Source organism: Leptothoe sp. PORK10 BA2 (assembly GCF_034932105.1).
Taxonomy (GTDB): domain Bacteria; phylum Cyanobacteriota; class Cyanobacteriia; order Phormidesmidales; family Phormidesmidaceae; genus Leptothoe.
In genome coordinates this window covers 1-17050 of sequence record NZ_JAYGIG010000017.1, presented here as the reverse complement: position 1 = coordinate 17050, position 17050 = coordinate 1, and the positions used below count along the sequence as shown (strand labels likewise).

Genomic DNA, 17050 nt, shown 5'->3' with positions numbered 1-17050 from the left:
GAATTTTGTCAACTCTTATATTTTTACTTTATTTGAAGTATAAAGTTAGTAATGCTCTCAGTTAATGTAACAAATTCGTTACCTAAAAAACATAGGCAATATGTAATTTTGTATCGCATCCATAGCTGTATCCCTAGTCAGGCGGGATTTTCTGATACAAACACAATAGGTTTAAAACCCCTGTTTAGATGTTATGGAATGTTTCTTATTACAGTAGTCTGTTCACTTTTGTAAAGCATTTTTGCAAAGGCTTTTGCGATTACTAGGGGCGATATGGACCGTCTAAAAGAGTCCGATCGTTAACGTGCTGAATTCTGTATGCCCATCGGCAATCATTACCCCTGATTTAGATTTAAAGAAGAGAGAACACCCGAGGAAGGAGTCAAACTGCATGTTCACCAACGTCAAGCCCACCGTGAGACACATCTCACCCGAGAACCTTGGCGAACGGTCCTTGATGAAAGTGGTTTATGTCGTACTAGAGCCACAGTATCAAAGCTCTCTATCTGCAGCCGTTAAAGCGATTAACGCTAACAATCCCCACATTGCAGTTGAGATCAGCGGTTATCTAATTGAAGAGCTGCGCGATAACGGCAACTACGAGGCGTTTAAAAAAGACGTTTCTGAAGCTAACGTCTTCGTCGCTTCCCTAATATTTATTGAAGAACTGGCTGAAAAGGTTGTTACGGCCGTCACTCCTCATCGTGACAACCTGGATGTGGCCGTAGTCTTTCCCTCCATGCCCCAGGTGATGCGCCTGAATAAGATGGGCACCTTCTCCATGGCCCAGTTGGGGCAGTCCAAGAGCGCCATCGGCGAATTCATGAAAAAGCGCCGCCAAAAACAGGGCGGTAGCTTTGAAGACGCCATGCTCAAGCTCCTGCGCACATTGCCAAAGGTGCTCAAATATCTGCCTTCTGACAAGGCCCAAGATGCCCGTAACTTCATGCTGAGTTTCCAGTATTGGCTGGGGGGCTCCCCTGAAAACCTGGAAAACTTCATGCTCATGCTGGCCGACCGCTACATGTTCGGTGACAAGCAAATTGAAGGTGCTCCCAAGAGCATGGATTACCAAGAACCCGTCACCTATCCCGACACCGGTATTTGGCACCCCCTCGCCCCCACCATGTATGAGGACATCAAAGAGTACCTCAACTGGTATAGCTCTCGCCAAGATCTCCCCGCCTCCCACAAACGGGAGCAGGCGCCGTGTGTCGGTTTGGTGCTGCAGCGTACCCACCTAGTTACTGGGGACGAAGCCCACTATGTGTCCATGGTGCAGGAGCTAGAATACCTGGGGGCTCGGGTGATTCCTGTGTTTGCCGGTGGCCTAGATTTCTCCAAACCCGTAGAGCAATATTTCTATGAGCCCGTTACCCAGGAGGCCATTGTCGATGCAGTGGTTTCCCTGACCGGGTTTGCCCTGGTGGGTGGTCCAGCCCGCCAAGATCATCCCAAGGCCATTGAGGCACTGCTACGGCTGAATCGGCCCTACATGGTGGCCCTGCCATTGGTGTTCCAAACCACTGAAGAATGGGAAGACAGCGACCTCGGACTGCACCCCATTCAAGTGGCCTTGCAAATGGCCATTCCAGAACTCGATGGTGCCATCGAACCGATTGTGGCCTCTGGGCGTGACGGCTTGACCGGGCGGGCCATCACCCTGCAGGATCGGGTGGCCGCCATCTCCCAGCGAGCGCTCAAGTGGGCCAATTTACGCTGCCTGCCCCGTGCCCAGAAGAAGCTAGCCATCACTGTCTTTAGCTTCCCCCCCGACAAAGGGAACGTGGGTACCGCTGCCTATCTCAATGTCTTTGGTTCCATTTACCGAGCCATGGAAGACATGAAGGCCGGTGGGTACACCATTGACGGCATGCCTGAATCTCCAGAAGCCTTAATGCTGGAGGTGATTAACGATGCCCAAGCCCAGTACAACAGTCCTGAATTAAACATTGCCTATCGCATGTCGGTGGAGGAGTATGAGCAGCTAACGCCTTATTCCAAGCGCTTAGAGGAGAACTGGGGCCCCCCGCCAGGTACCCTCAATACCGATGGTCAAAACCTACTGGTATACGGTAAGGCCTATGGCAATCTATTCATTGGCGTACAGCCCACCTTTGGTTACGAAGGTGATCCCATGCGACTGCTATTTTCCCGCTCCGCCAGTCCTCACCATGGTTTTGCTGCCTACTACACCTTCCTCGAGAAAATCTGGCAGGCGGATGCGGTGCTGCACTTTGGCACCCACGGTTCCCTAGAATTTATGCCCGGTAAGCAGATGGGCATGTCGGGGCAGTGCTACCCCGATAACCTGATTGGCAGCATCCCCAACCTCTATTACTACGCCGCCAACAACCCCTCCGAAGCCACCATCGCCAAGCGTCGTGGCTACGCCCAAACCATCAGCTACCTGACCCCCCCGGCTGAGAATGCGGGCTTGTACAAGGGATTGAAGGAACTCAGTGATCTGATTGGTTCCTACCAAGGACTTAAGGAAGGCGGTCGGGCAATTTCCATTGTCAACGCCATTATCGAAAAGGCGCGTCAGGTCAATCTAGATCGGGATGTGGCTCTGCCTGATGTGGAAGATGCCAGCGAAATCAGCAAGGAAGACCGCGACACCATCGTGGGCAAGATTTACATCAAGCTGATGGAGATTGAATCCCGTCTGCTGCCCTGTGGTCTTCATATTATTGGTAAACCTCCCACCGCCGAGGAAGCTGTAGCCACATTGGTGAACATCGCCAGTCTCGATCGCGAGGAAGAGGGGTTCAAGAGCCTGCAGCGGATTATCTCTGAGAGCATTGGCCGTGACATCAATGAAATCTATCGCAATAGCGACTTGGGGGTTTTAGAGGATGTGCAGCTGCTGTTCGAAATTAATGAAGCCACCCGTGCTGCCGTTGGTGCCATTGTCAGTGAACAGCTTGATGATGAGGGTCGGGTTTCATTAAAGACGATGCTGGAGTTCTTCAACGTCGGTAAACGTAAAGAACCCTGGGTAGAAGCTCTTTATAGCCTGGGCTATAAGCAGGTGGCTCAGGACGCTCTCAAGCCCCTGTTTGAGTATCTACAGTTTTGTCTGAAGCAGGTCGTCGCCGATAACGAGTTAGCCTCCTTACTCAGGGCTTTGGATGGTGAATACATTCTGCCGGGTCCCGGTGGTGACCCTATCCGTAACCCGGATGTGTTGCCAACGGGTAAAAATATCCATGCCCTAGACCCTCAGTCTATTCCTACGACGGCGGCAGTGCAGTCCGCAAAGGTAGTGGTTGATCGGCTACTAGAGCGTCAGCGTCAGGATAATGACGGTCAGTATCCTGAGACGATTGCTTCGGTGCTTTGGGGCACTGACAACATTAAGACCTACGGGGAGTCCCTGGCCCAGATGTTATGGTTCGTCGGCGTGAAGCCGGTGCCTGATGCCCTGGGTCGCGTGAATAAGCTGGAGATTGTTTCCTTAGAAGAATTGGGACGTCCTCGGATCGATGTGGTGATCAACTGCTCTGGGGTGTTCCGGGACCTATTCGTTAACCAGATGGCCCTGCTGGATCGGGCGGTAAAAATGGCGGCTGAAGCAGATGAGCCCCTAGAGATGAACTTTGTCCGGAAGCATGCCCTGAAGCAGGCTGAGGAAATGGGGCTGTCGTTGCGGGAAGCTGCCACTCGGATTTTTTCCAATGCGTCGGGTTCCTATGCGGCCAACGTCAACTTGGCGGTGGAGAACAGCACTTGGGAAGAGGAGGCTGAGCTACAGGAAATGTACCTGACGCGGAAATCATTTGCCTTTAATTCAGACAATCCTGGGGTGATGGATCAATCCCGCGAACTGTTTGAGGCGTCGCTAAAGACCGCTGATGTCACCTTCCAGAACCTGGATTCTTCCGAAATCTCCCTGACCGATGTATCCCACTACTTTGATTCTGACCCTACGAAGGTGGTCTCTAGTCTCAGGGATGATGGCAAGAAGCCGACATCTTTTGTGGCGGACACCACCACGGCGAATGCTCAGGTACGGACACTATCGGAAACGGTGCGCTTAGATTCCCGAACTAAGTTACTCAATCCCAAATGGTATGAAGGGATGTTGGCTAATGGCTACGAAGGTGTGCGTGAATTATCCAACCGTTTGGTCAACACCATGGGTTGGTCAGCGACGGCTGATGCTGTGGACAACTGGGTTTATGAGGATGCCAATACCACCTTCATCGAGGATGAAGACATGTGTAAGCGTCTGATGGATCTTAATCCCAACTCATTCCGTCGGATGGTGACCACATTGTTGGAAGTCCATGGTCGGGGCTATTGGGACACCAGCGATGAAAATATTGAGCGTTTGCAGGAACTCTATGAGGAAGTCGAAAACCGCATTGAGGGTGTGGAATAGGCGATTGCCTCGGGTAACTGCGTCAGGTTGGTTATTGGCCTGATTGAGCCTAATTCATCTGTCTTTATTCTTTGAACTAGGCGCCCCGGGTCTTTTGCAGATCTGGGGCGCTTGTCGGTTTACAAAGTTTTCTCAATTTAGGGGCGGTTTTGACCAAGCATTGATTTAAATCAATGCTTGGTCAAGGGATTAATCAATGTGACAATTTCATTTACGTAACACATTTAATTGCGGCGATAAAAACACTCTCGTACGCTGTGGCCAATGTGCTGATGCAGTCAGCATATTGATGTGCCACATTGGCGGTGACATGGACGTTATGGCGCGATGTTTCTAAGGGACAAATTCCCCTAGTCAATGTGACAGATGCCATAGATAACCGTAAACGTTTGAGGATGTGAGGTGACCACAGTGAGACATCGTTTATGGCATGCTTTCGCGCTTACCGCTGGTCTCTATTTGTTATTTGTATTTCACGCCCTGAATAATAACTTGACCCTGAAGCCATCTCAGTCTAGCCAGAACTTTCATGCGATCTTGTCGCGTCTGTTGTTCTGAGGGAAGATCGTCTCTGCTACCTTTGCCCTTATGACTTTGGCCATATTATTACCCTGGCTTTGACCGCATTCTCTTAAGACACATTGGTCTAGGGCAGGGCGCAAAACTTCCTCACCCGATCAAATTCTGGATCTTGCCAGGAATAGGCGAAGTGACTAACTGATTGAATGTTGGGAGCTGCCTGCTGAATGGCGGCCATTTGAGCTTCTAGGGATGGCCGATTATTGATCGATTTGCCCCACACCCCCGCCAAGGCTGGGCGAACATTGTTGGCACTATTCTGCCTCAGCACCATCTGTACATCTTGCACAATGCATTGGGGGTTGCCACAGATGCTATAGGCCATGGGGTGCCAGCTAATGGATTTGGGAAAACGATTCCAATGCTGGAGTCGGGAGTCGTAGCCCTGGGTGCCAACGGGTTGATTCGCGGTAGGGAAAAATACGGTTCCTACGGGAATATTTTGTTGTTTTACTTGCTGGGCGACGGTATTGAGAAAGTCAATGACTCCCTGAACTGCATGGGCCACGCTCAATCGCCATAGCTCTAACTGCAGGACTGGACGACGCACCGATGCGGGCACCTCACTAGTGCTGCCAGATGGTTGACGACTTTGCCAGAGGGGTTCTGCTTCATTGGGGAACTGTTGGTCGACTTTTACCAGGTCTCCGTCGGTCAGATACCCTCGGGAGAGAAATTGTTCAATCAGGGCTCGACCTTTATTGTTTAAACCTCTCTGAATCAATGAATTTTGGGCGGCACTGCCATAGATCCATAGATCTTTCACTTGCCCCGCTACGGAGTGGCTGCCGATACCTCTAGGGTAGCGAATGTAGTCGAACAGGACGCCGTCTGGTTTGCGCTGCAGTACGAGGTCTAGCATGCGACGGTAGTCGTCTTGGGCTTGGTAGTTATAGGGGTCGATAAAGATTTCTTCGATGTTATTACTGCCACCCCGACTGGCAAATGCTGAGGTGGTTTCGCCCAGGCCATTGCGTGCCAATGCCTGTTGCCGATCGCTGCGTTGCCCATAGGAGTAGCCAAAATTCATGGTAAACATCCAGGCATAGACTTTGAGGCCGCGCTTATGACCTGCTGCGATCGCATCCGCCAACAGATCCCGATCTTCATAGCCTCGTTGCTGTATCACACTGGGCCATACGGTCCGATTATCCCGCTGGGGAATGAGTAACTGACCGTTATAAAACGCTTCAACATAGATTTCGGTGTACCCCAAATTCATCACCCGATCCATCAGGGCATCGAGCACCCCTGGCCGCAGATCGCAGGGATATAGCCGAATCCAAGTCGCTTGCTGGCGTGGCCACTGGCGCTGACGGCAGGTTTTTAACAGATCGCCATGACGTTTCACCAGGTTGTCGTACTGGGCGATTGCCGCCACGTCCCCATTGGCCGCCTGTTGACGCACCGCTTCCTTAGCATCCACTTCCGCCTGGGACAGTTGGCAATATTGATTCAAATTACCATCGCCCACCTGAGCAACACCCGGCATGGGCCAATGGACTAAGGCCACCCCTAGCAATGCTGCCAAACAAACTGTCAAAAAACGACGACTTCTGCCCAAACGCCGAAGACTTACCATGGCTGTGAACTATCACGATTAACAACTAAACTCGGCTCTGTTGCCGAAACACAGGGCAGCTCAAATCGACTTCTTAATCGACTTTGGGGAGTATGCCATCCCCTAGAAATAACCACCCAAAAGCTGGCAGATTGTATCACCCTTTGCCCAGGGCCCGGTCCTTGCCCCACGTTAAAACCCAACCAAACCGTCCTCCAGTTGACTTCCTGAAAGAAAAACAGTTTGCCTAGGAACTGAGCTAACTCAATATCAGCGGTGCCTTAATCTTCAGACGCTTCTGGTGGGAGAGCCGACATTTTGAGCAATTCTGTGAGTTTCATCCGTTGAATATAAGGCCATCCACCATTCACCTCAATATCCTTAAGTAAGGAATACAGCCCGTGGCGATTAGCCGGTAATGCCGGTTGGAAGAGGTTTTCCCGAATATCTCGGTGGAGGGCTTCCAGCTGCCTCAACAGGACCAAGAGGGCTTCGCAATCGTCCGCCCTCTCCTGGGCCGCTATCTGAACAGCCAATCGAATTTTCTCAATGTCAGCAGCTTGCCCTTGGTTGGCGTCTGAAGCGTACGATTCCATCTAGATAAATTAACCCTGATATCACCAAAACCTAATGATGCAGCCACAGTGTAGCCCAAATTAGTCTACTCGCTCGTCCCATTACAGCATCTGACTGAGCCCAGTTAGTCCACCAGCCAATGCACCAGATTTGGTAATTTTCAGCATGCACCGGGGACTCGGCCGTGTAAAATACTTTCGGGAAGGTTAGTTGGCTATCCTGAGCGCGGCTTCGGTCAGCCTACTGAAACAGGCTTTCTGATATAGAAAGCTTTAGGCATAGGCAACGTCACAAGTCCCAAGTCGGTTCTATAACCACTGACAAATTTTCTTACATAAATGCTTTTTGTTTGAGGTTGACCATGAGGTATCGTGCCCTAATCGCTGCATTTCTAGCACTCTGCATGGGTGTATTAACAGCATGTAGCGATGTTCCTAGTGCTAACGGTGATACGCCCCTGACCTACGATCAGATTAGAAATACAGGATTAGCCGGTAGCTGTCCTCAGATTTCTAGCGTTCGTCGCGGGGAGATTGCTATTGAAAACGGACAAACTTATCAGATTGCGGGTCTATGCTTGGAGCCAACTAGCTACTTTGTCAAAGAAGAGCCTGCCAACAAGCGTCGGGAAGCTGAGTTTGTTGCTGGTAAGTCCTTAACCCGTTACACCTCTAGCCTAGATCAGGTACGTGGTGAGCTATCAGCTGCCAGTGACGGTAGCTTGGTCTTCAAAGAAAAAGATGGGATGGATTTCCAAGCGGTTACCGTGCTACTGCCCGGTGGCGAGGAAGTTCCCTTTCTATTCACCATTAAAGGCTTAATTGCCAAGACCCAGGCTGGCTTAAGCTCCGTAACATCATCCACTGACTTTGTCGGTGAGTATCGTGTACCGTCTTATCGCACATCCAACTTCTTAGATCCCAAGGGTCGAGGTTTGACCACAGGTTATGACACTGCCGTAGCTTTACCGGCTGGTGGCGATAGTGAAGAGCTAATCAAAGAGAGTATGAAGTCCTTTAGTGTAGGTACAGGCTTCATTTCTCTCCAGGTTGAGAAGGTTGACAGTGTCACAGGCGAAATTGCTGGCACATTTGAATGTGATCAGCCTTCTGACACAGACATGGGGACTGCTGCGCCCTCTGAGGTTAAAGTCCAAGGCTTGTTCTACGGTCGCGTAGAAACATTGGATGCATAGCTTTTCCTAGCAGCTCGTGCTGATTTGTGTATCTCTATCTAATGGGTTTTCCTAGAAAATAGATCTTCAAAGGATGGATAGCTCTCCAGAGTTATCCATCCTTTTTTGCTTTGAAAATTCCCCCTCCAGATAAAGCCTCCATAAAGAATGGGGGGCTAATGGTAGTTTTACCTGCCTAATGCAACGTAGACTTCCGCATATATGCGATTACTCAATCAATTTTTGACCGAGTAATCTGGGCCTGATGGGGGTCATCTGTGATTTCAGTCACTGTGATCTTGATCTATGGTGTTCACTATTGAATCATTACCTTAAAATTACAGTTCGTTTCCTGGTTTACGGTTTTTGCCATTCGTAGCTCATACTGTCTCTATCCCAACGGATATGGCAGTGGGCCTATCCTTCAAAGGGGTTCCCATGTCGTCTTCCAAACTTAACCAAGCGCTTAAAAGCGAAACTCTGGAGTTGTTGAATGATTATCAAAAAAAACGTTCACCTGAGTTGCGCAATAAACTAGTCCAACTGAACCTTGGTTTGGTCCGGCGGGAAGCTCATCATTGGCTCTATCATTCCAATGAGAGCTTTGATGACTTGATGCAGGTGGGTAGTTTGGGCCTAATTCGAGCCATTGAGCGCTTTGACATGTCCAAGGGCTATGCATTCAGCTCCTTTGCCATTCCCTACATTCGAGGTGAAGTTCAGCACTATTTGCGCGATCGCAGCGCTATTGTTCGCATTCCAAGACGATGGCAAGCGTTACAGCACCAATCGGCCCGAGCTATTCGCGAACTCCAAGAAACCTTAGATCGTAAGCCCACCGATCAGGAAATTGCCAATCATCTAGAAATTACGGTTCAAGAATGGCAGGATGTGAAGCTAGCCAGTCGGAATCGTTCACTTCTGAGCTTAGATGCCCCAATTCAAGAAGAAGGCAGTGGCTCTGCCTCTTTGAGTGACCTGCTACCTGATCCAAAGTATCGGAGTTTCCAGCTGGCCCAGGAAGATCGCATTCGACTCCAGCAGGGACTAGCCCAGCTAGAACGTAGAACTCAAGAAATTTTAGAATTTGTCTTTTTACACGATCTGACTCAAAAAGAAACAGCTGAACGCCTCGGTATTAGTGCCGTAACCGTGTCTCGTCGAGTTAAGAGTGGCCTGAAACGGTTGAAGGATTTAATGGCCCCCAGTGAGGAAGACGGAAAGGATTTTGTTTGAATCCCTATGCATTTGACATAACTTGATTTATACTTTGCGAACAAAAGTCCTTGGAGGATGAAAGATGCAACGTCTGCTCTTGGTATTGCTAATCACGACTGGGGCAATTTCCCTGAGCGGTTGTGGGTTCTTTAATCGCAACAGCGATGTTACTGAAGATCCAACTGCCCCAACGGATCAGGGAAATACACCGGTGGTCAAAATACCCGATCCTAAGCTCCCTGGTCTTCCAGAGGGTGAAGAGTCTGGCAATTTAGTTGAAGTTTCAGCCAACTCCCCGACCGTGGTTGCCCGTGATTTGATTCAGTCTACTGACCCTAATGAACGCACCATCGGTGTAGAGCGCACTCGTTCTGATCCGTTTGCAGGGTTGACCATTCCGCTGATTCCGCCTCAGCCCATTGAAGTGCCCGGTTCTGAGGCTACTGGCGGCGCTAATAATCGAGGGGTGGCTGCTAGCTCTAACTTCTCTCCAGGTTCAACTGCTGCTCGTGCAGCAGCTGCTGGTTCAACAACAGCTGCTGCTGGTAGAGGAGCCTCCTCGGCCCAACTGACGCGCCCAACGGTGGCAGGGCAACGCCAGGTGGATTCGCGTTTTCCAGAGATAGCCGCGTTACCTGAAATCCCCCAACCGACCATTGCCAGAGCTGTGCGAGTTTCAGGGGTGATAAATATTGGTGGATCCCCCTATGCCATTGTCCAGGCACCGGATGAGGTAGAACGGTATGTCAGACAAGGGGAGCGGATTGCTGGGGGAAGCGTAATTGTCAAACGCATTGATACCAGTGCCCTGGAACCGCGAGTGATTTTGGTTGAGAATGGGATTGAAGTAGAGCGTTTTGTTACCCCTGCTGCAGATGCGGTTGAGGATGTACCCGCATCAACTCCTTCGGATGCCTTGTCTACCATCAGCGGGCTGCCAGAGCTGCCAACACCTGGCATTTAATTGGTCTTATTTTCCTTTAGGAATAGTTCATTTCATTCCATAGGAGCTGCTAGTGATTCAAACTAGCGGCTCCTATTTTTATGGGAAAGATTTCTAAAGAAATATGTCTAAAATCTTCGATATGCAACAATTCTTAAATGCTGACAATGTGAGTTCGGTTCTGAGGAGTAGTACCCTGGGGAAAGGTAGCTTGCTGCTCGCATAAATTCCCGTCTTTGAACAAGAGAGGCCTATTCATGGTTAAGCGTGGATCTAAAGTACGTATCCTGCGGAAGGAATCCTATTGGTTTCAAGATACTGGTACCGTTGCTTCCGTTGACCAAAGCGGTATTAAGTATTCAGTTGTTGTTAGGTTTGACAAGGTTAACTACGCTGGCGTTAACACCAACAACTTTGCTGAAGCCGAATTAAAGGAAGTCAAGTAGAGCTTTTAGCCTAAGGTGGCTTGGTAGAATTAGCAGAGTTGTTTGTCTAATGTACCTTGCCAGAACTTCCTGAGGTAGAAACTGTCCGACGAGGGCTCAGTCGAGTTACTCTGCATCATCCTATTAGGGGTGGGGATGTGCTGTTAGACCGCAGCATTGCCCACCCCATTTTTGTTGAGGAATTTTTGCCTGCCATTATCGGCGCTGAGATCCTGGCATGGCAGCGGCGGGGAAAATATTTATTGGCGGCATTAGGGCGACAGAATCAACCGGTTGGTTGGTTGGGATGTCATCTGCGCATGACGGGACAACTATTGTGGGTGCCCCAATCAATGCCTGTATCCTCCCACTGTCGCGTTCGAATCTTTTTTGATCATGATCGAGAGCTGCGCTATGTTGATCAGCGTACTTTTGGCCGTTTGTGGTGGGTGCCGCCAGGGGTGCCGCCCGAGCAGATTATGACGGGGCTGCAGCGTTTAGGGCCAGAGCCCTTTGCCGATGATTTTTCCCTGGACTATATGCAGCTCTGGTTTAAACGCCAGCGGCCGGTAAAAAATGCCCTGCTTGATCAGGCTATGGTGGCGGGTATTGGCAATATCTATGCCGATGAGGCGTTATTTTTGAGTGGGATTCGGCCAAGGGTGAAGTGCGATCGCATTTCCCGTCCTCGGCTTAAACGTCTCCACACCGCCATTCGCAAAGTCCTTACCGACAGCATCGAAGCCGGGGGTACCACCTTCAGCGACTTTCGCGATATCCATGGCACCAATGGTAATTACGGTGGCGTAGCCTGGGTCTATGACCGGGAGAATGAACCTTGTCGTGTCTGCAGCACTCCCATTCAGCGGATTAAACTGGCCGGACGTTCAGCCCACTATTGCCCCAGTTGTCAGAAATAAACCAGGCCAGGCGCTCATGCCATGGGTGATTTAGGCGCGATAATAGGGTGACCAGTTATTTTGTAATGTAATGGCCATTAAAAAAGGTACGTTTGTACGAGTTGTGCGGGAAAAACTAGAAAGCAGCGTGGAAGCCACTGCCAGTGATACTCGGTTTCCCCCCTATATCTTTAAGACCCAAGGAGAAATCCTCGATATCCGTGATGACTATGCCCTAGTAAAATTTGGCCAAGTCCCCACCCCTAATATTTGGTTGCAAATAGCGCAACTCGAAGAATTTAAATAAAGTCAGCCATAAAGCCAGAAACAAAACCAGATCTTCCAGCTACGTATTAATAAGAATCCCATGGGATTCCCCCAGCCTGAGGGAGCTCTCGCCAAAATGGACATATCAACCCACTTAGTGAACCGTCTCTGGGCGCGACTTTGAAGGTGCCCTCAATCGGTCTAGTAGGAGTCCTATGGTAGTAGCTAGTTCATCCCTTCAAACTGCAGTTATTAACCCAACTGCCATCACCATTCCCAAAGTTACCGTTATTGGGGCGGGGAATGTCGGTGCGAGCCTTGCCCGCAGTTTACTTTCCCAAAACCTGGGTCATGTGGTGCTGTTGGATATTGTTCCAGGCCGTCCCCAGGGGCTAGCCCTGGATATGGCTGAGGCCTGCCCCCTAGAGGGCTGCACCCATCACATCACCGGTACAAACGACTATTCAGATACCGCCGGTTCCCAGGTGATTGTGATTACGGCAGGATTGCCCCGCAAGCCAGGCATGTCCAGGGACGATCTGCTGAAAGTCAATGGCAACATTATTTTAGAGGTGGTGGCAAATGCCTTGCCCCATTCGCCCGATGCCCATTTCATTCTGGTGACCAACCCCTTGGATGTGATGGCCTATGTGGCTTGGCAGGCCAGTGGTCTGCCTCCTAATAGAGTGATGGGCCAGGCAGGGGTGTTAGATTCTGCAAGGTTTCGCACGTTTATTGCCCACGAACTGGGTGTACCTTCCCAGGATGTATCGACCATGGTACTTGGGGGCCATGGTGATTTGATGGTGCCCCTGATTAGCCACACCACCGTCAGTAGTATTCCTCTGACAGAACTGCTGCCCGCCGAAAAAATTCGACAGCTGGTGGAGCGTACTCGTCAAGGCGGTGCGGAAATTGTGAATCACCTCAAAACTGGAGGCGCATTCTATGCCCCGGCAGCGGCTACGGCCACCATGGTGGCCGCAATTCTCCAAAACCAATCGGCAATTCTGCCAGTATCCGCCTATCTAGATGGCTCCTATGGCATCAAAGACATCTACTTGGGGGTGCCCTGTCACCTTGATAGCAGTGGTGCAGCCTCAGTGGTGGAACTGTCCCTGACTGAGGAAGAACAAGCGGCCCTGGAAGCCTCTGCCCAGTCAGTTAGGCAAACTTTGAAAAAAGCGCGATCGCTATTTTCCTTCTAGATCGGCATGGGTGATCTAAACGGTTTGGGGGCGAGGACGCGGATGTTCAGTCATCAGCCGTCGGACTTCTTCCGCATGGTAAGAACTGCGGGTGAGGGGGGACGATACCACCTGTAAGAATCCCATGGCTTTCCCGACATCTCGCCATTGGTCAAACTGTTCAGGGGTGACGAAGTCTTGCACACTCAAGTGCTTTTGGCTGGGTTGTAAATACTGACCAATGGTGAGAATGTCACAGCCCACGGCGCGTAGATCCGCCATCACCTGGCGAACTTCCTCGTCAGTTTCCCCCAGGCCCACCATGATGCCTGACTTGGTATAGGCCCAGGGGGCTAACTCACGGGTGCGCTGCAGTAGTTCAAGGCTGCGTTGGTAGTCCCCCTGGGGCCGCACCCGCTTGTAGAGTCGAGGGACGGTCTCCGTATTGTGATTCATCACCTCAGGGGCCGCCCCTAGGATGATTTCCAAGGCAGTCCAGTTGCCGCACAGGTCAGGAATCAACACCTCAATGGTGGTATCCGGCGAAAGCTTGCGGGTTTCCTCAATGCAGCGCACAAACTGGCTCGCGCCACCATCGGGCAGGTCATCCCGGTTTACTGAGGTAATTACCACATGGTTTAACCCCAGGCGCCGTACCGCTTCCCCTAGGCGAATAGGTTCGGTGGGGTCCAATGCCTGGGGCTTTTTCTCAAAGTCGATGTCACAGTAAGGACAGGCCCGAGTACAGGCGGGTCCCATGATTAAAAATGTGGCCGTTCCAGCATTAAAACACTCACCAATATTGGGGCAAGAGGCTTCTTCACACACTGTGTTGAGGGCCAGGTCTTGCAAAATGCCCTTGACATTGCCAACTCTTTCCCACTGGGGTGCTTTGACTCTCAGCCAGTCTGGTTTAACGGTCACACTACCTTGCCCTTACGAATTTGCCTGCACGAACGGAGTTGCTCTGTCAGCTGATTTAACAGCAACCATGATTCTAACAACTTAAGGCAGGGACAACCGGTCTTATAGCCAAGGCTATGGGCGCTGCAATCGGCTGAAAGCCTGCAGTCGCCTGCTATAGTAGCCATTAGAATGGTAGGCCTTACCTTTTACATTGTTTCTAGACTTTTCTGGCATGCAAGGTCTTCATCCCTTAGCACGTAGCTTTGCCCTACTGTGCATTGGTTCAGCCCTCGGCTTAGCCCTGATCGAGTGGCGTGATCCTTTTGGCTGGAAGGTGGCTGATGCTAGACCAACCCAGGCTGTCAGTAACGTCAGCACCCGTGTGCCATGGGTCTCAATCATGAGCGGTCGTCGACCGCTGGCGGCTAATCGACTGCCAGCCCTCCCCTCAGACACCCATATTGTGCTGCAGCTGAGTGAGCGGAAAATAGATGTCTATCGCCAGGGTGAAGTGATCAAACAGTACCTTGTGGCCGTTGGCCAGGCTGAGTGGGAGACCCCCGAAGGTACCTTTACGGTGATTCAAGCCCAAGAGTATCCCACCTGGCAACACCCCATCACCGGAGAGATCATCCCCGCTGGCAAAAATAACCCGTTGGGTTCACGTTGGATTGGTTTTTTGTCCAGTAGTGATGGCGAAATTGGTTTCCATGGCACCAACGAAGAACGGCTGATTGGTGAAGCCGTTTCCCATGGTTGTGTACGCATGCTCAATGAAGACATTGAGGATCTGTATACCTATGTTGAAGTGGGCACCACGGTTATAGTGAAGCGCTAGAAAACGAAGTTTTGCCCCCTATTTTCTACAGAGGCAAAGTCCATAGACTCAAAATCTCTTCGATGGGGTCAATACAACGCTGATGGACGAGACAGAACGCATCAAATCCCTTAGCCTAAGGTATAGACCATGAACGAAGTTTGAGAAATTTAACGAAACCTAAACTGCATCCACGTTGGCTTCTGTAGCTTTATCTGTAGGACAACAGCCCTTTGGTATGTGGATCAAAGGTGGATATCTAAATTTCTGATGCCTCGATGGCTGTGGCGTCTCTGGTGAGTAATTTTTATCCAATGACTTTTGACCCAGCTTGGATTTCTGGCATATTTCTCTGGGCCCTAGCGCTTTATCTGATGTTTTCACCGTTGGCGGTGCGGTTGGTGGGGGTGTTAGAGCGACAGGCCATAGGTTGGCTAGACGCTGCCAATCGGAAAAATACCGCCGGTCCGGCGGAACTCTATGGTTCGGTGGTGAGCATTGTGCCGTTTATATTGGCCGGTGGTCTGTGCAACTATCTGCTGGATATTGGCTTAGGCCATAGCTGGACCCTGAGCTTTGGCATCATTGCCTGCATGGGTAGCGGTGTGTATGAGTTGGGCCGTCGAGATGGACAGGCCAATCAAGATTGATCGCTCTAGACAAGCCCTCTCCCAAGACTGCTCCTTGAGTGCGATCTGTCAGGACGTGACGGGGTGTTGGCCATAAAACGGAGTGACCTCTCGCCAATCAGGGTTTTGAGCCGTTTGCCACTGACCGTGCCCAAGGGCCAATAGGGATAGGGTGGTGTCTGCCAGACCCATGCCGGGTTCTAGGTATATCTGGGTCAGTGGTTGAGTCCATTGGGTTTGCTGTAACTCCCAGGCTGCTGCGGGTAAAACGGTGTCTTTTACCTGGGTGAGTAAGGTGTCTCCGGTCCATTGGTAAATTGCTCCATACACAGCTCCTCGTTTAGCTGGCATAGTAATAGCCACATCCATCGTCTGCCCAGGGGGATAGTTTTTGTCTTCAGACTTGGGGCTGTCGGTCGTCACCCTATTGCCCACAATTTTGTAGTGGGCGGCAGCGGCTAATGCGGAAATACCAAAAAGGGGAATATCTAACTGCTGGGCCAGGGTGCGGGCGGTGGCTACGCCAAGACGAGTGCCGGTAAAGCCACCAGGGCCGATGCAGACAACGATAAATCCTAGATTCTGCCACTGTTGAGGGGCTAGAAAACCTTGGAGTAGGGCATGGAGCTGGCTGGATAAATCGCGACCGAGATCCCAAGTTTGATGGCGATGGATCGTATCGAAATCACTGATGGCTAAACCCAGCTCAGGGGTGGAAGTGTGAAGCGCCAAGCCGAACATTTCTTTGAGTAATGCCTGCAAACGTTGTTATGGAGAGTCTTTGGCCTGATGGGATGGACTCTGCCCATTAACGTTACCAGACTCTAGTGATTCTTTTCGGAGTCTAGGTCTTTAGTGGCTGCAAAGTAGAAGCCTAGGACTAATGTGCGGTTTTGCCACTTTTTGAAACTCACAGACCGCAGAAACATTAGATAGGCAATGTAGCCAACAAAGAGACCGATCAATGAGGATTCTAAGGAACTTAAACGAACCGCATTTACCATGCTCACCAGGCACAGGAGCAGACAACCTAGGGAGAGGTTGCGGTACATGATGTGGGAGGCCATAAATGAATCTGCGGTTGCGATAGAGGGGCTATCTCGCTCGCGTAGATAGGCTTGGAGACGACTGTCCAGCCAGTCCGACTTTTTGGGGAAACCAATTTTTTCGCGCAGTTGCAATACCAGACGGTCTTCGAATTCTAAAGTGTAGGGCTGATCTGGGCTTAGCTGTTTCAAGACTTGCTCTCTCTCCGTAAGCTGAGTGCCAAAGTACGTATATTCAAGTTTGAACAGGTTGCACAAACTTAGAAAATACTTCCAACTCAAGCCCTGGATAGTGCCACCAATGATATACAGCAATTATAAATTCAAAATGTAATATTTGATACAGACGCGCGTGCCCAGTAAATGGGTTTTAAGAAATAGTTGAAACCTAGCGTGTGGGTCGGGTGCATCTCTATGGAAAATATCGGCATCAGCC

The 17050-nt window shown here is 50.5% G+C and carries 16 protein-coding genes; 10 read left to right on the top strand and 6 right to left on the bottom strand.

The features are described from left to right. Positions 1-391 precede the first annotated feature (391 nt). Positions 392-4387: a magnesium chelatase subunit H gene (locus VB741_RS06930; RefSeq protein WP_323364427.1), complete on the top strand. Its 3996-nt coding sequence runs from the start codon at positions 392-394 to the stop codon at positions 4385-4387. 211 nt (positions 4388-4598) lie between these two features. On the opposite strand, the gene VB741_RS06925 is transcribed toward VB741_RS06930, so the two are convergent. From VB741_RS06925 to VB741_RS06915, 3 genes are all read right to left on the bottom strand, one after another. Further along, positions 4599-4760: a hypothetical protein gene (locus tag VB741_RS06925; RefSeq protein WP_323364426.1), complete on the bottom strand. Its 162-nt coding sequence runs from the start codon at positions 4758-4760 to the stop codon at positions 4599-4601. Between the two features lie 273 nt (positions 4761-5033). Next, on the bottom strand, positions 5034-6548 hold the full coding sequence (locus VB741_RS06920; RefSeq protein ID WP_323364425.1) for a hypothetical protein: 1515 nt from the start codon (positions 6546-6548) through the stop codon (positions 5034-5036). Between the two features lie 260 nt (positions 6549-6808). Next, on the bottom strand, positions 6809-7123 hold the full coding sequence (locus tag VB741_RS06915) for a hypothetical protein (RefSeq protein WP_323364424.1): 315 nt from the start codon (positions 7121-7123) through the stop codon (positions 6809-6811). Positions 7124-7464: 341 nt separating this feature from the next. Between VB741_RS06915 and VB741_RS06910 the strand changes: the two genes are divergently transcribed. From VB741_RS06910 to mdh, 7 genes are all read left to right on the top strand, one after another. Continuing rightward, positions 7465-8298, top strand: a complete 834-nt coding sequence (locus tag VB741_RS06910; protein WP_323364423.1) for a photosystem II manganese-stabilizing polypeptide — start codon at positions 7465-7467, stop codon at positions 8296-8298. A 417-nt stretch (positions 8299-8715) separates the two neighbouring features. After that, on the top strand, positions 8716-9513 hold the full coding sequence (locus VB741_RS06905; RefSeq protein WP_323364422.1) for an RNA polymerase sigma factor SigF: 798 nt from the start codon (positions 8716-8718) through the stop codon (positions 9511-9513). A 64-nt stretch (positions 9514-9577) separates the two neighbouring features. Then, positions 9578-10459, top strand: a complete 882-nt coding sequence (locus VB741_RS06900; RefSeq protein ID WP_323364421.1) for a hypothetical protein — start codon at positions 9578-9580, stop codon at positions 10457-10459. A 236-nt stretch (positions 10460-10695) separates the two neighbouring features. Further along, positions 10696-10884: a photosystem I reaction center subunit IV gene (locus tag VB741_RS06895; protein WP_323364420.1), complete on the top strand. Its 189-nt coding sequence runs from the start codon at positions 10696-10698 to the stop codon at positions 10882-10884. Positions 10885-10940: 56 nt separating this feature from the next. Further along, positions 10941-11783 carry a DNA-formamidopyrimidine glycosylase gene (locus VB741_RS06890; protein WP_323364419.1) on the top strand — a complete coding sequence of 281 codons (843 nt, stop codon included), beginning with the start codon at positions 10941-10943 and terminating at the stop codon, positions 11781-11783. Between the two features lie 70 nt (positions 11784-11853). Continuing rightward, a complete protein-coding gene (locus tag VB741_RS06885; protein ID WP_323364418.1) occupies positions 11854-12069 on the top strand; it encodes an NAD(P)H-quinone oxidoreductase subunit O in 216 nt (71 codons plus the stop codon). Between the two features lie 175 nt (positions 12070-12244). Further along, positions 12245-13237 (top strand): malate dehydrogenase, encoded by a 993-nt coding sequence (gene mdh, locus VB741_RS06880; protein WP_323364417.1) that lies wholly within the window; start codon positions 12245-12247, stop codon positions 13235-13237. A 15-nt stretch (positions 13238-13252) separates the two neighbouring features. On the opposite strand, the gene lipA is transcribed toward mdh, so the two are convergent. Beyond that, entirely contained in the window at positions 13253-14140 is an 888-nt protein-coding gene (gene lipA, locus VB741_RS06875; RefSeq protein WP_323364416.1) for a lipoyl synthase, read from the bottom strand. A gap of 214 nt (positions 14141-14354) precedes the next feature. On the opposite strand from lipA, the gene VB741_RS06870 reads away from it, so the two are divergent. Together VB741_RS06870 and VB741_RS06865 are read left to right on the top strand one after the other, a co-directional pair. Further along, positions 14355-14960, top strand: coding sequence for a L,D-transpeptidase (locus VB741_RS06870; RefSeq protein ID WP_323364415.1), 606 nt, complete (start codon positions 14355-14357; stop codon positions 14958-14960). Between the two features lie 293 nt (positions 14961-15253). Beyond that, the gene (locus VB741_RS06865; protein WP_323364414.1) at positions 15254-15589 is read left to right on the top strand and encodes a hypothetical protein; all 336 of its coding nucleotides are present in this window, start codon (positions 15254-15256) and stop codon (positions 15587-15589) included. A 48-nt stretch (positions 15590-15637) separates the two neighbouring features. Here the strand turns inward: VB741_RS06865 and tsaB are convergent, their stop codons facing one another. After that, positions 15638-16309 carry a tRNA (adenosine(37)-N6)-threonylcarbamoyltransferase complex dimerization subunit type 1 TsaB gene (gene tsaB, locus VB741_RS06860; protein WP_326522184.1) on the bottom strand — a complete coding sequence of 224 codons (672 nt, stop codon included), beginning with the start codon at positions 16307-16309 and terminating at the stop codon, positions 15638-15640. A gap of 83 nt (positions 16310-16392) precedes the next feature. Continuing rightward, positions 16393-16806 carry a hypothetical protein gene (locus VB741_RS06855; protein ID WP_323364412.1) on the bottom strand — a complete coding sequence of 138 codons (414 nt, stop codon included), beginning with the start codon at positions 16804-16806 and terminating at the stop codon, positions 16393-16395. Positions 16807-17050 lie beyond the last annotated feature (244 nt).